Here is a 14,435-nt window from a genome sequence, read left to right on the forward strand (position 1 = left end):
ATCGGGCACCTTAATGATGTAATAAAAAACCGGGTTGATGTTACTAAATTCTATGCCGTTTTCAGGCCAATTGTTGAGATAATCGCTGGTTTGAAATACCACCTTACCTTGACTAGATAGGATGATTACTTCGGTATTGGTGCCACTGACATATTCGGTTGGAATTACCCAAGTATCGTTGATGCCGTCTCCATTTGGACTAATTAAATTCGGGATGTTGGCAACATTTGGAAATTGTTCTACTGGTTCGCTTATTCTAAAAGATAATTCGTTTGAAACAATACAACCTGATGTTTGTGAAATAACAAGGATGTATTCGCCATATGCCGTAGCTACGTAGGAATTTGACGTTGCGCCTGCGATTAAATTATCATTAAGATACCACTCAAACTGTGGGTTAATTGCTGTGGTAGTGGCTATAATTGTTAAGCTACTTCCAGATTCAAGTGTGTTTTCTTCATCAACATTTAATTCGCTCGTAAAACTTTCACTCACAAGATCAATAGAGCCAGATGCTTGACATCCTCCTAAGTCTACATTCACTGAAAAAACACCTGATTCGTCGGTTTGATACGTTTGTTCCGTGGCACCTTCTATTGCTTCTCCATCTTTAAACCACTGGTAACTGTTGCCGCCGATCGTCGCCAAAGTGGTTAGTCCTTGAGCTGGACAATAAGGATTACCTAAACTTGATGCTATGGTAGCGTCGGCTTCACCTGAAGTGGCTTGGCTAATAGCAACCCGATTAGAAAATGAATTAGAGGTACAAGTTCCATAATTAGTTTCCACGAAATAAGTACCTTCTTGAGTCACAGTTAAAGTATTTCCTTCCGTTACAAAAACCGCAGAGGTTGGTCCGGTTTCTCTAAACCATTTAAAAGTTAGCGAGGGATAATTTAGTGGTGAATCATTATTACCATTTCCAGGATTGTCTATTGTTAGTAAATAACTGCCACCACTGCAATAGGCGCCAGTAGAAACCAGATTATTAATTGTGAAAGGACTGTCTTGAATTTTATAGTAGGCTGCAAAAGGTACGGAACCTGAACTGGTAGCAACAGGACCTGTACTTTTTATTCTTATTCTGTAGCCTTCGCCAGCGGTATCGGTTGGTAACCCAAAATTTAACGTGGCAGGCGATGTTGTAAAGGCACCTGCTTCAGAAGTAAATAAAATTACTGGTGTTGCAAAACTTCCTGTAGCGTTCGACATTTCAATAATGAATTGATTGGTCGGACTTAACCCAGCTTCGGGTGAAAAAACAAAAGTAACATTGTACGAATTAAATGTTGCACTTGCGCATGCCTGACTAAACCCCAAGTTTGGTGTCCCAATTACTATTTGTGCGTTTAGCTGCCCTGTTAATAAAAGAGCAAAAACTCCCAGTAGAAAAGAAAGCCTTTTAAAAATAGTAGTTTTTTGCATGCTAATTAAATTATAGTTGGTGATCTTTACTTCATGCTGTGCTCATAAAAATTTATGGTATCCTTTAAATTTATTGAGGGATAGGCAAACAGACGATTTGTATGTTATTCTATTTCAGTTAAAGTGTTTAATCATCATATTCGTTTGAAGCTATGATTTTATTAATTCGCAATCGGAAATCTGGATATCTAGAATTATGGGAATCTATAAACGTTTCGACATCCGATCCTTTAGAGTACACATTAAAAAACGCTCGGTTGCCGTACCAGTTTTCTAAATCTTCGTTGTTGGAGTTATATGCACTAAAAATATTACCATTACAGTTATTGAAATACATATCACTTAACTTTATCTTTTCAAGATTAGCGTTGTTAATTTTGATATTATCATCCAGTATTACGGCTGGATTGAAGCCTGAAATCACACTTTTACTTACGTGGATTGCTGCATCTTTAGATACATAAATGGCTTCTTTCACCAGACCAACACTAATGTCAGAGGCGAGATTATCAGTAACGTTAATCAAGGTTAAATTTTCAGCCTTCACTAAGGTGCCTTTCTTATTAAAATCAATCTCCTCTTTTTTGTCATAAGAAGCCACAAACAGAGATCTTGATCCATCAGCACCAGAGACATATGGCGAACGTATGGCCAAAGAATTGGTGATATTACATTGAGTTCCGTAATTAAATTCGTAATCGTTACTTTTTGTTCTGAAGGAAACCATTTTATCTAAATTTAATTCACCTCCTATAATATTAAAAGAGTTTCCTTCGCTATAGCTAACCATGATATTTTCGAGAATTGTTTTACTTCCAACACCAGCTAAGGTTAAACTATTAAAATAGCCATATTCCTTGGTTCTTTTACCTGCATATTCAATTCTCACATATCGGAGAATTCCTGAATCACTTGTCGCGTTGTTTCCACCATAGTTTATATTGTCAGGTGATGATGGTCTTAATCCATAATTAATTGCAGAACCGTTGCCGAATTTATTGATGGGTGCATCGCCTAATATAAATATTCCGCCCCAGTCGCCTTCTTTTTTCACACTTCTGTTGGAAGTAAAGACGATAGGATCCGTTTCTAAGCCGTCGGCTATAATTTTAGCTGATTTACTGATTATTAGTGAGCCATTGGTTTTATAATCTCCAATGATTACCGTACCAGGCTCAATGGTTAAGGTTGTACTATCAGTAACAAAAACACTACCCAATAGAAGATAGATGTCTCTTTTATAAAGTTTTGTGTCTTTGGTTATATTACCAGTTAAAATTTGGGTGGGTTTTCCCTGTTCTATTTGAGCTGGTCTAAATTCTGTCCAGTTATTTAGCCAGTTGTCAGCTCCATATATTCCTTTTTCTTGCTGTGCAAAAATGTTGCAAGCTACAAAGAGAAATAAGCAAAAAGTTTGAGTAAAGATTTTCATAAGTATTTTTTATTATGCTGTTAGTAGATTTGGGTCTGTTATCTGTTAATAAATCAAAAATAGATATTAATCCTATGAAATACAAATAAAGTCGACAAAATACTTAAATTAATTACTACTGTAGAATAAATCCTACAATTTTTGATTTATTTTACTGTTTAGTTTATAAATTTGAAGGAAAACGCTTCAAATATGCTAAAAAAAAATCCTAGAATTTACATTCTAGGATCTTAATAATGAATCTAAAATTCAAATTAATGGTTCGGGGACTATTTAATAATTTGGGGACTATTTAATTAAACTCGTTATAAGTGTGTAATGATTTTAAGGTTTGTTCGTAAAATAAAATGGCTGAAATCAAATTGCTCTTATCTGAATATGGCAGCACTCTCTTTTGAAAATCAATAGTACTATCAAAGTAGGTTTTTGAGGCTTGTATATTATCTTCCAAAGCTTTTCTATTTTCCTTAGTATCTGGAATACCAAGAGTAGTCATGGTCACACCTGGTTTTGTAGCAAAGGCTATGTTTGGTAAAATATTAACTATAACTTCAATACGTTCATTATACAATTCCAATAACTGACCTTTTTGCATTCTATCTAGTTCATCGCGATCGTGATACTTAGCAATGGCAACTTTACCGCTAATGATGCTTTGAGGCTCACCTTTCTGAGCGAAACCAAGGCTCATAACAAGGAAAAACGCCATTGATACTATAGTAATTTTAGTTTTCATAGTTAGGATTTATGAGGTTCAATATGGCAAATGTATGCAATTAAGCGAGAAAAACAAGCATTTTATCGATTTTTTGTGAAAATTTATGATTTTATATTTCTATAGAGTGTTTAAGGCTATGAATTAAATAACATTAGTTATTCTATTATTCACCATAAAATCAACCGCAATAATTCTATTCTCACACATCAATGCTTACTAATAAATTTTGAAAGTAAAATAACGATATAATTAAAGGGTAAAAGCTTTCACCTTAGCAAACCACTCTCGTACATGGGTTTTTTTGTCTCGTAAGAAACCGATGTCGTTTGCATTAAATCCAACGGCGTTCATACCGTTTTTTCTGGCGGAGTAAACTGCGCGCTGATTGTGAAATTTCTGTGTAACGATAGTAACACCCTGCCCGGGATACTTATTTTTAAAATATCTAATTGAAAAGTCGGTTTTTGTGCCGCTTTTGTCTTCAAGGATTAGGCCTTCTGGTACTCCGAGTTCTATTAAGGCCTGTTTCATGCGTTTGGGTTCGTTGTAATTGTCTTCACGATTATCGCCACTTACTATAATGGTATCAACTTTATTGGCTGAGAATAATTGCTCTGCTGCCTTCATGCGAGATTCAAAATAGCTATTTTTTCCACCACCTACAACATACTTACTAGTGCCTAAAACCAGAGCGTAAGTATTGTCGGGAATGGCATTTGCATGGTCAAAAAGAAAATCGCGCGCCTTAAAATCAATATAAATATTAATAGCTGCAATAACTAGTATTACCAAGAAAACTAGTCTAAATAATTTTTTAAACACAGATTAATTAATTTTTTGGCAATAAAGTTAATTATGAGTAAGCTGTATGTAGATACATCGGTTACTTTTATTTGGGTAAATTTAAGATATTATAACGTAAATGCTTTACAGTTATAAAAATATTAAGGTCCTTCCATAAATAATTTCTGGTAGAACAATAATTCCAAATTCAAGGTTAAATACGTTAATTTTAGATTAAAAATTGTAGTTTTAAATATCGAAATTAAACTTAAACTAAATAACCAAAGAGATTTATAAACCATAATGTGTTACAGCGTCTCCAATACTAAAAGTCAGAAAGAAGCCGAGGGCTTAACCAAAGCCAAATGGAAAGCTTCCATTCCTTACAAGCCCTATTTTCATTTATCGGCTTTTAATTATCCTAATTTACATATACAAAGTTTAGCAGAACCCCAATATATAGCCACTGCTACTTGGGGATTAATACCAGAATGGGCTTCAAGCGATATGGCTTCATTCATAAAAAAATACCACACTTTTAATGCACGTAGTGAAGAGCTGTTTCATTCAAACGTTTATGCCGACAGTTTGCAGACACAACGTTGTTTAATTTGGGCCGATGGATTTTTTGAACCACATCATATCAGTAAAAAAAGCATTCCTTATTACTGTTACATTCCTGAAAAAAGTAATTCTCAATCTAGACAATTATTTGCCTTTGCAGGTTTGTATTCTCAAATTAAAGAAGGACAATTGACATGCACTATTATCACTACCGAAGCCAATGATTTTTTTGTAGAGATTCACAATCTTAAAAAGCGCATGCCACTGGTTTTAAAATCAGAATTGCATGCGTCTTGGTTAGACCCAACTTTAAATAACCAACAGATCAATGCGCTACTTAAAGACGGATTCACACCAAAAACCTTTCAAGCTCATCCAGTGAGTAGCCTACTTTACCAGCCGAAGGTTGATACCAATATTCCTTCTATTTTAAATGAAGTAAAAAAAGGAACCTTATTTTAATGACTGTAACAAAACAATCCTCAGCGTTTTAATAGTTTTTAATTAATCCAAAAAACATCAAATTTTAATAAGCACGCTTTAATCTTCAACTGATGCCTTGTGGCTGCTTGTAAAAATTATGGCGTGCATTTGGAATAAATTGTGAAGGGCGCTCAATTTTTGTGCTTAACTCTTATTTACTTACTCAATTTCAAAATTCTAAATGCTCCTTGAATTACTAGAGCGAAAACAATGGTTCCTATTATCAAATCGGGTTTGTTTGAGTTTAACGAATTGACCAAAATACCTGCGGCTATAACACCTAAATTGATAATCACGTCGTTAGAGGTGAAAATCATACTAGCTTGAATATGAGCTTCTTCCTTTCCTTTTGACTTTTGCAAGATATAAAGACAAAATCCGTTTGCAATTAGTGCCAGAATAGATATAATAATCATGGTTGAAAAGTCGGGTAATTTCTCGGTTGAGAAAAACCTTCTTAAAACCTCCACAAAACCAATCATTGCCAATGATATTTGAAAATAGCCTGCAAATTTAGCAATGCGTTTTTTCTTGACTATTGTACCGCCCACTGCAAACAAACTAAGTCCTTAAACAAAACTATCTGCCAGCATATCAAGACTATCAGCAATAAGGCCCATAGATTTTGAGATGAGTCCTGTGAGCATTTCGATAAAAAAGAATGCAAAATTGATGATTAGAACCATCCACAGTATTTTTTTCTGATTTGTGTTTTCTTTAAAGCTGGTTTGGTTGGTTGGTGTAGTGGCGATTTTCTTACCGCCTAAATTTAATTCGATAATAGACTTTTCTATTTCCGCTATTTCGCCACTATGAAAAACCATTAGCCTACGATTTGGAATGTCGAAATCTAAACCCGTAATACTTGAAATGCCATCCAATTTCATCCTGATAAGATTTTCCTCTGAAGGACAATCCATTTTGGTTATTTCAAATACTGTTTTATTCATTTAGTTTTTTATAAGAAATCGGGTTTTGTCATTCTGATCTAAATCTGAAATGTTACCCATAATTTCCGGAGTGTTAACTCTATCTATAATAACATCCGGATTTAGGGGAAAAAGCCGCTGAACACCATCTAAGTAGCTTACTTTAAAAAATTGATTATCTGTTGAAAAACAATACGCAATACCAGGGTTGTCAATAATATCAACATCTAAACGAACAAGCAACTCCTTTTCTGCATTAAAAAATCCTTTATAATTTGCTGAAAATTTACCATCTGTAGTTTTAATTTCCGGGATATCTGCAGCGATCGCGTCGGGAAATTCCACAAACTTACCAGTATCTAGCGCTTACACTTTTTGGGCATAATGAAACCAAAAGTAGTTATCTCTATTTTCTCCAATAAGTTTCATATAATAGTTGCCGTCTAAAGAACTGTTTTGGTGTTCGGTTTCAGAATTTCGTATTTCAATATAGGAAAAGGGTTCTTTTTTCCAATAATAGTAGGTAGAATCTACATTGCGTCTAAATTCATTTTTTATTTCTGTATCGTAGCTTAAGGTGAGCATGTGCGTTGCCTCATCAACAAATGCCACTTTGCTTATGGGATAATTTGTACCCGATTTTAAAACAGAACGGTCTTTAAAAATATTTTTTTCGATATTGGTATTAAAATATGCCTGATTGTCGATGAGCGCAGCTTTAGCATTGGCAAAACCCAGAAGTGTGTATTGGCCATCTAGCGTTATTTCAATATCTTGAACGTAAGCTGTATAGCCACTAAACCCGTCTAATTTAATTTCAGCTGAATTTATTTGGCTTGTACCGCTTTGCATGTCATAATTTATAGCGTAAATTTTAGGAAAGGGCATTTCTGTCCCCGATAACACATATATGGCTTGGTTGGTAGCGGAATTAAAGTACAAATCGTCAACTTTCCCCAAGTAAAAGCCATCTGGAGTTTCGTTATTTATACTTTCCGCTATTTCCTTGATATGATTGTAAACTGGGTTGTTTTCTAAAGATACAGATGTGTTTTTCTGGAACTGGAAGTTGGTTACCTGATTTTTTTGATAAAAGCCAAAGCCATTATAAAATACTTTTATCAACTGTTCTGAAGCCTCTTTTACAGGCATATTTTTTTGTTTTGCAAACTTATAAGCATATTCGGCAAGGCGTAATGATTTGGTAGGATCTTGATTAAATTGGGCTTGTGAATGCGCAATATAGGTTGAAAGCAAAGCCTTATCCTTTTGCCTTAAAGCCACAAAAGATGCACTTATTGCAATGATGAGTAATATGCTTAAAACAGAAATGGCGGCATTGCGCAAGCGCATGGTGCGCTTGTGCTGTTTCACCGCTTCGCCTACCATATCGCCTATAGACTTTTTGTGAAGTGTTGCTGCTATATGTACAATTTTACCTTCAAAATTTATATTCTTAAGCGTTTGTTCCTCAGTAGCACCAATAGTTCTAAAATCGGTGTACAGTGGCTCTCCTGCGAAGGCAACTGATAGGTTTTTAGGTAAGGCTGTGGTTTTTGTCCAATCGAAATCTGAAGTTGCTTCGTCATAAACAATTTCACCATCGGTCAGGGCAATCAAAAAGTTATCCATGGACTTGTGCTCTTTCCATAAATCAACTTCTCTTTGGCACCATTTTGATCGCGCAGACGCTTGAGACGCCATAAAAATAAAATATTCAGAATCCAAAAGACCTGCTTCTATTTTGTTACCTAAATCTGCAGCTGCAGAAAGGTCATTGGCATCTCTAAATATTTCGAGTGCACGACGTTTAAAGGTTGGTTTTGCAAATTTTTCGAGGGCTTTTTCAAGGTTGGCACCAAGAATACCATCCTGCCTATGGCTATAGGAAATAAAAGCGTGGTATTTCATTTAATAAGTATCAGTTAATTCAAAAATAGCAAAAAAAAAGCAGTAAAAAACATGGTTCTCTCGCAGCGCTTCATGCTACTAGTAAAGTACTTATTAACCATTTAGGTATCACTAAAATTTCATAAAGTTAAGACTTGATAAGGCTTTAGGTATCAGTATCCATAACGCTTATAGGTTATATATACGCTATACTCATTGATATGATACGTTCGACTAAACAAATCAAAGTCACTCCTTCATCGGAATAAATAACGATTTGCCTCGTACCTCAGCAAACGGGATGAGTTCGAATACGCAAATCAAAGATTTGCTGTCTCACTCACTTCCCGATACAAAAATTGGCAAATATATTACCAAGTAGCTCATCATTGGATACTTGACCTGTTATTTCACCAAAATGAAATAAGGCTTGCCGGATATCGATAGCCAATAAATCTCCCGAAATGCCACTTTCCATTCCGTGCTTAACTTTCATTATTTCTTCGAGTGCTTTCAATAAGGCATCATAATGCCTGGAATTGGTAATAATGGTTTCGTTGTTGCGCAAGGCACCACTGTTAATCATAGAAAGTAACTTATTGGTGAGCTGTTCAATACCAAATTGTGTCTTTGCCGAAATCAACATTACATCTGGAATTACTTTATTAATTTTAGCTAGTTCACTATCAGTTAATATATCTATTTTATTAGCGATGGTAATTAGAGGTTTTAAGGGATATTTATTTCTAATCTTGGCTAGCTCAATCGCAACATCATCTAAATTTGACAACGCTGTAGCGGCATCAAACAAAAACATCACCACTTGTGCTTGGTCTATTTTTTCGAAAGTTTTTTTAATGCCGATGCTTTCAACCACATCTTTGGTTTCTCTAATACCGGCGGTGTCTATAAATCTAAAACCAATACCGCCAATGCTTATTTCGTCTTCAACTGTATCTCTTGTGGTTCCTGCTATTTCTGAAACTATCGCTCTATCTTCATTGAGCAAAGCATTTAATAAAGTGGATTTACCCACGTTGGGCTCGCCTACAATGGCAACGGGAATTCCGTTTTTAATGACATTGCCCACGGCGAAAGAATCGATGAGTCGTTTGAGCACATTTTCAATACGTTCTAATAATTGTTTAAATTGTGAACGATCGGCAAATTCAACGTCTTCCTCCGAAAAATCTAACTCTAATTCAATCAATGAGGCAAAATTGAGCAACTCTTCTCGTAGCTTGGCAATCTCGTTTGAAAAACCGCCTCGCATTTGTTGCATAGCAATTTGATGTGACGCTTCGTTTTCGCTAGCAATTAAATCGGCCACGGCTTCGGCCTGACTCAAATCTAATTTTCCATTCAGAAAGGCGCGCAAGGTAAATTCGCCTGCATTCGCCATTCGGCAACCATTTTTCAAAAAAAGCTGAATGATTTCCTGTTGAATATAAGGACTCCCATGACAAGATATTTCCAAAACATCTTCACCTGTATATGAATTGGGATTTTTAAAAATGCTCAATAATACCTCATCAATCACACGCATACCATCCACAATATGACCCAAATGAATTGTATGAGTCTTTTGAGTTTTCAGATTTTTACCAAAAACCGATTTAAAATGCTTGGCACCAATGCTTATAGCATCTGGTCCAGACAAACGAATTATAGCAATGGCTCCGGCACCCGAAGGCGTGGCCAAAGCGACAATAGTTTCATTTAAAATCATTCAAATTATTTTATAAACAAAAGTATTGCAAAATTAAAGATTTACAGCATTTTCGTCGTCTTTGGTTCGCTTTAACAGCTTTTTAAGTGCAATTCAACTGATAGTTTTTATATTTGCAATACCTAAAAAAAATTAGATATCATGAAAAAACTATTATCAATACTTTTTATTGTTGCCTTAATTTCATCTTGTAAAACAGAAGAACCTAAACCAGAAGGCTATGTTATTGATGGCACGGCTAAAGAAATTTATAATGGTATTAGGGTAATACTTCAAACAACAAATGAACAAGGTAGACCAATACCTATCGACACGGCTATTGTGGTAGATGAAAAATTCAAATTCGAGGGTAAGCTTGATAACCCCGAAATGCTTTACATTTCCGTAAATAGCGTCACTGGTAACCTACCACTCATTATTGAAAATAGTCGGATAACCATAGATATTGATAAAAATAATATCGTTAATTCTAAAGTGACAGGTTCTAAAAGTAATGATGATTATGTGAAATTTATTGAAGGCAGAAACCAAGCACAATTAGAATTACAATCCTTAAGTATTAAACTTGATGAGGCAAAATTTTTAAAAGATACAGAAAACATTGATTTTTATTCCGATAAATTTCAAGATGCGGTTAAGCGTAATGAAAATTATGCCTTAAATTTTGTTGAAAATCATCCTGACAGTTATGTTAGTTTATTTATTGTTGATGCACAAACCAATTTAAGAGATGTTGATGTAGATGCGTATGAAACTGTTTTCAACACGTTGAGCTCAACCTTAAAAACCTCTGAATACGGGAAGACCATTACAAAAAAAATTGCACAAGTAAAAGAGGCTCAACAAAAATCCCAAAGACTAACAATAGGAAAAAAAGCGCCCAACTTCACTGCTCCTGATATGAACGGCAATCCATTATCACTTTATGATATTAAAGGAAAAGTCACTATTATAGATTTTTGGGCAGCTTGGTGTGGTCCATGCAGAAGAGAAAATCCAAATGTCGTTAAAGTTTACAATCAGTTTCACGATAAAGGTTTAGAAATAATTGGCGTTTCGCTTGACGGAACACCACGTCAAGGAGACGCAAAAGCCGCATGGTTAAAAGCTGTTGAAGATGATGAATTAACATGGCATCAAGTTTCCAACCTACAATATTTCAACGATCCTGTAGCTAAACTTTACGACATAAATGCGATTCCGGCAACTTACATAATAGATGAAGAAGGCACAATAATAGCCAAAAACTTAAGAGGTATTGCCCTAGAACAAAAAATTGCTGAACTGCTTAATTAAGTTCAGGCTTATTAAAAAAAAGGCTGCCTTCTTTCGGGTAGCCTTTTTTTATGTCATAACTTTTTTAAAAAATCGCTATAACTTTCCAGTTTTGTGCATCACAAATAAAACTATAATAGGTATAGCTAATAAGAACACCATTAATAAAGAGGTTTTTAATAACACTGGTAACATAACCAAGGTTGCAACATAACCACCGATAGCGCCGCCAAAATGTGCATCATGACCAATATTGCCAATACTTTTTTTCATACCATAAATAGAATACAGCAGATAACCAATACCAAATACATAAGCTGGAATTGGTACTGGAATCAAGAATAAATACAAACTCATATTGGGCTCGAGCAATATAGCAGAGTACAACACACCTGTAACCGCTCCACTGGCGCCAACTGCACTGTAATGATTTTCGTCTTTGTGAAAATAGTAACTCAAATAGCTTCCTAAAACCAAACTAACGCAATAGATAATTAGAAAATTAAAACTATTGAGATTGTAGATTACAATAGGAGCGAAAAAATACAAAGTAAACATATTAAAGAATAAATGCATGCTATTAACATGTAAAAATCCTGAGCTGAACATTCTTATTCTTTCACTGGCCTTAATTGCGCCGATATTGAATTTATAGCGTTCAAAAAAACCATAATCATTTAAAGCCTTGTAAGTAATAATAACATTGGCTGCGATAACGATAATGGTTACTAAATCAAATCCTCCCATATATGTATGGATTAAAAGTTAAATTTTATCTTTATCCGCAAATTTAACCATTCTATGCAACTTATCGCTTACATACTTATTTATCCTTTTTTGTGGTTTGTTTCTATATTGCCATTTAAATTGCTGTATGCCTTTTCGGATGTGTTATACTTTTTTATTTATAAAGTTTTCGGTTACCGTACTACAACGGTAAAATACAATATAAATTTAGTGTTTCCAGAGAAAACAGATCAAGAAGTGAAACGCATTATGGACGCCTTTTACCATCACTTATGTGATATGATTTTAGAAGCCATTAAATCAATGACAATTACTGAATCCGAAATGAAAGAACGCTATACATTTTATAATATAGAACTTATACAAGAACTAGGGCGCCAAGGCAAAAGTGTGGTGCTAATGTGTGGACATTACGGCAGTTGGGAATGGATTTTTATTCTACAAAAACACATTCAACACAAAGGTTATGCTATTTATAAAAAGTTAGCCAATGTGTATTTTGACAGACTTGTAAAGCAGATACGTGCAAAGTTTGATTCGCATTTAATAACCACCAAAGAAGCTTTCAAAGTTATTTCCGATGCTCATAATAATGGAGAACTCACTATTAGCGGATTCGCCTCCGACCAATCTCCAAAAGCCGACAAGGCCTTTCATTGGCAAGAATTTATGGGTATTAAAGTGCCCGTACATACTGGTGCCGAAGTTTTAGCAAAAAAACTAGATATGAGTGTGGTTTTTTTTGGTGTGAAACGCTTAAAGCGCGGTTATTACGAAACAACTTTTACCAAAATTACGGACAATCCAAATAGTTTTAAAGATTATAAAATTACCGATAATTTCTTGAAATTGTTAGAAGCACAGATTCATGAAGCGCCAGAATATTATTTATGGACGCACAAACGATGGAAACACAAAGACGTCGTGCCAGAAGCTTATAAATAGTTATAATTGAAACCACGTATTCACTAAGTCACTGTGTTTTGAAGTAATCTTACTTTTATGAATAAACTCATTGGTGTTTCTATCGTAATCATAGTCTTCTTTCCATAGTTTATGGTAATCAGCCAATTCGATAATACCATTACAAATCACTTCCATTTCGGCATTAGTTGTAGTTGGATGTATAGACATGCGAATCCAGCCCGGTTTCCGCACCAAATCACCTATGCTAATTTGGTTAGTAAGTTCGTGAGAAGTATCGTAATCTACATGCAGTAAATAATGTCCGTAAGTTCCAGCACAACTGCAACCGCCACGCGTTTGAATACCAAACTTGTCATTGAGTAATTTTACACCAAGATTGTAATGTAAATCATCTATGTAAAACGAGAGCACTCCTAGCCTATCCTGATGTTGTTCGGCGAGAATGTGAATGTTCTTATTGGCTTTCAGTCTTCTAAAACAATAATTCACAAGTTGGTGTTCGCGCTTTAAAATATTTTCAACTCCCATTTGCTCCTTTAAATTGATGGCCAAAGCTGTTTTAATGGTTTGCAAAAAACCTGGGGTACCGCCATCTTCACGCTCTTCGATATTTTCAATGTATTTATGTTCACCCCAAGGATTGGTCCAACTTACCGTACCACCGCCAGGACAATCAGGAATCATATTTTTATACAATTTTTTGCTGAAAACCAAAACGCCACTGGTTCCTGGGCCACCTAAAAATTTATGGGGCGAAAAATAAATAGCGTCTAAATAAGCATCCTCATCTTTTGGATGCATGTCGATATTAACATAGGGTGCCGAACACGCAAAATCCACAAAACACACACCGCTATGTTGATGCATCAACTTTGCAACATCGTGATAAGGTGTTTGAATTCCAGTAACATTTGAACCAGCAATTATTGCGACAATTTTTAAGGGATGCTCTTGATATTGATGTAATAAAATTTCTAAGTTTTCTAGGCTGAATAAACCTTCTTTTCCCGGTGGAATTACCTCAACCTTTGCCATAGTTTCCAACCACGATGTGTGATTAGAGTGATGTTCCATATGCGATACAAAAACAACAGGTTTTAGCAGTTCAGGAACGTTGGTGTAAACTTTTAAATTTTCAGGTATCTTCAATCCTAAAATACGTTGGAATTTATTCACTGCATCAGTCATACCGCTACCAGATACAATTAATACATCATCATCATGCGCATTTACATGTTTTTTAATGATGTCTTTTGCCTTGTGATAGGCAAGCGTCATCGCCGTGCCTGAAACCGTCGTTTCGGTATGTGTATTGGCTACAAACGGCCCAAATTCGTTGATAAGCTTTTCTTCGATGGGTCGATACAATCTACCCGAAGCTGTCCAATCAGAGTAAATGATTTCTTTGGTGCCATAAGGCGATTCAAAGGTTTGATTAATGCCAATGATATGTTGACGAAACTTATTAAAATACGTTTCTAATTCACGCGACATTTCTATGGTTTGGTTTGCAGAAATCATACTTTTAATTGG

12 protein-coding genes and 1 pseudogene are annotated in these 14,435 nt (G+C 35.1%); 3 read left to right on the forward strand and 10 right to left on the reverse strand.

The window, feature by feature from the left end; all coding sequences use genetic code 11:
* The 4 genes from V7Z48_RS09455 to V7Z48_RS09470 form a co-directional block, all read right to left on the reverse strand.
* The coding region (locus V7Z48_RS09455) for a gliding motility-associated C-terminal domain-containing protein (protein WP_334113177.1) at positions 1-1,425 on the reverse strand (1,425 nt) is incomplete at its 3' end.
* A gap of 127 nt (positions 1,426-1,552) precedes the next feature.
* Positions 1,553-2,857, reverse strand: coding sequence for a hypothetical protein (locus V7Z48_RS09460; RefSeq protein ID WP_334113179.1), 1,305 nt, complete (start codon positions 2,855-2,857; stop codon positions 1,553-1,555).
* Between the two features lie 292 nt (positions 2,858-3,149).
* A complete protein-coding gene (locus V7Z48_RS09465; protein ID WP_334113180.1) occupies positions 3,150-3,593 on the reverse strand; it encodes a hypothetical protein in 444 nt (147 codons plus the stop codon).
* Positions 3,594-3,824: 231 nt separating this feature from the next.
* A complete protein-coding gene (locus V7Z48_RS09470; RefSeq protein ID WP_334113181.1) occupies positions 3,825-4,367 on the reverse strand; it encodes a SanA/YdcF family protein in 543 nt (180 codons plus the stop codon).
* 294 nt (positions 4,368-4,661) lie between these two features.
* On the opposite strand from V7Z48_RS09470, the gene V7Z48_RS09475 reads away from it, so the two are divergent.
* Entirely contained in the window at positions 4,662-5,384 is a 723-nt protein-coding gene (locus V7Z48_RS09475; protein WP_334113183.1) for an SOS response-associated peptidase, read from the forward strand.
* A 176-nt stretch (positions 5,385-5,560) separates the two neighbouring features.
* Here V7Z48_RS09475 and V7Z48_RS09480 read toward each other — a convergent pair.
* The 4 genes and pseudogenes from V7Z48_RS09480 to mnmE all read right to left on the reverse strand — a co-directional run bounded on the left by V7Z48_RS09480 (position 5,561) and on the right by mnmE (position 9,953).
* A pseudogene (locus V7Z48_RS09480) lies at positions 5,561-6,355 on the reverse strand (cation transporter).
* Positions 6,356-6,679 carry a hypothetical protein gene (locus V7Z48_RS09485; protein ID WP_334113184.1) on the reverse strand — a complete coding sequence of 108 codons (324 nt, stop codon included), beginning with the start codon at positions 6,677-6,679 and terminating at the stop codon, positions 6,356-6,358.
* 21 nt (positions 6,680-6,700) lie between these two features.
* Entirely contained in the window at positions 6,701-8,245 is a 1,545-nt protein-coding gene (locus V7Z48_RS09490; RefSeq protein WP_334113185.1) for a toll/interleukin-1 receptor domain-containing protein, read from the reverse strand.
* A gap of 319 nt (positions 8,246-8,564) precedes the next feature.
* On the reverse strand, positions 8,565-9,953 hold the full coding sequence (gene mnmE / locus V7Z48_RS09495) for a tRNA uridine-5-carboxymethylaminomethyl(34) synthesis GTPase MnmE (protein ID WP_334113186.1): 1,389 nt from the start codon (positions 9,951-9,953) through the stop codon (positions 8,565-8,567).
* Positions 9,954-10,094: 141 nt separating this feature from the next.
* Between mnmE and V7Z48_RS09500 the strand changes: the two genes are divergently transcribed.
* Positions 10,095-11,249, forward strand: coding sequence for a TlpA disulfide reductase family protein (locus V7Z48_RS09500; RefSeq protein ID WP_334113187.1), 1,155 nt, complete (start codon positions 10,095-10,097; stop codon positions 11,247-11,249).
* A 75-nt stretch (positions 11,250-11,324) separates the two neighbouring features.
* On the opposite strand, the gene V7Z48_RS09505 is transcribed toward V7Z48_RS09500, so the two are convergent.
* Positions 11,325-11,975: a rhomboid family intramembrane serine protease gene (locus V7Z48_RS09505; protein ID WP_334113188.1), complete on the reverse strand. Its 651-nt coding sequence runs from the start codon at positions 11,973-11,975 to the stop codon at positions 11,325-11,327.
* A gap of 33 nt (positions 11,976-12,008) precedes the next feature.
* Between V7Z48_RS09505 and V7Z48_RS09510 the strand changes: the two genes are divergently transcribed.
* Complete coding sequence (locus V7Z48_RS09510; protein ID WP_334113207.1) at positions 12,009-12,920, forward strand: lysophospholipid acyltransferase family protein; 912 nt, start codon at positions 12,009-12,011, stop codon at positions 12,918-12,920.
* Here V7Z48_RS09510 and V7Z48_RS09515 read toward each other — a convergent pair whose 3' ends face one another.
* Positions 12,921-14,423 carry an aminotransferase class V-fold PLP-dependent enzyme gene (locus tag V7Z48_RS09515; RefSeq protein ID WP_334113189.1) on the reverse strand — a complete coding sequence of 501 codons (1,503 nt, stop codon included), beginning with the start codon at positions 14,421-14,423 and terminating at the stop codon, positions 12,921-12,923.
* Positions 14,424-14,435 lie beyond the last annotated feature (12 nt).

This window comes from Paucihalobacter sp. (assembly GCF_036825875.1).
Classification (GTDB): domain Bacteria; phylum Bacteroidota; class Bacteroidia; order Flavobacteriales; family Flavobacteriaceae; genus Paucihalobacter.

What these genes read in the sequence shown, in the direction of transcription:
- V7Z48_RS09500 (WP_334113187.1), top strand. Translation starts at nt 10,095, where the DNA reads ATGAAAAAACTATTATCAATACTTTTTATTGTTGCCTTAATTTCATCT.
- V7Z48_RS09515 (WP_334113189.1), bottom strand. Translation starts at nt 14,423, where the DNA reads ATGATTTCTGCAAACCAAACCATAGAAATGTCGCGTGAATTAGAAACG.
- V7Z48_RS09465 (WP_334113180.1), bottom strand. Translation starts at nt 3,593, where the DNA reads ATGAAAACTAAAATTACTATAGTATCAATGGCGTTTTTCCTTGTTATG.
- V7Z48_RS09505 (WP_334113188.1), bottom strand. Translation starts at nt 11,975, where the DNA reads ATGGGAGGATTTGATTTAGTAACCATTATCGTTATCGCAGCCAATGTT.
- V7Z48_RS09490 (WP_334113185.1), bottom strand. Translation starts at nt 8,245, where the DNA reads ATGAAATACCACGCTTTTATTTCCTATAGCCATAGGCAGGATGGTATT.
- mnmE (WP_334113186.1), bottom strand. Translation starts at nt 9,953, where the DNA reads ATGATTTTAAATGAAACTATTGTCGCTTTGGCCACGCCTTCGGGTGCC.
- V7Z48_RS09460 (WP_334113179.1), bottom strand. Translation starts at nt 2,857, where the DNA reads ATGAAAATCTTTACTCAAACTTTTTGCTTATTTCTCTTTGTAGCTTGC.
- V7Z48_RS09475 (WP_334113183.1), top strand. Translation starts at nt 4,662, where the DNA reads ATGTGTTACAGCGTCTCCAATACTAAAAGTCAGAAAGAAGCCGAGGGC.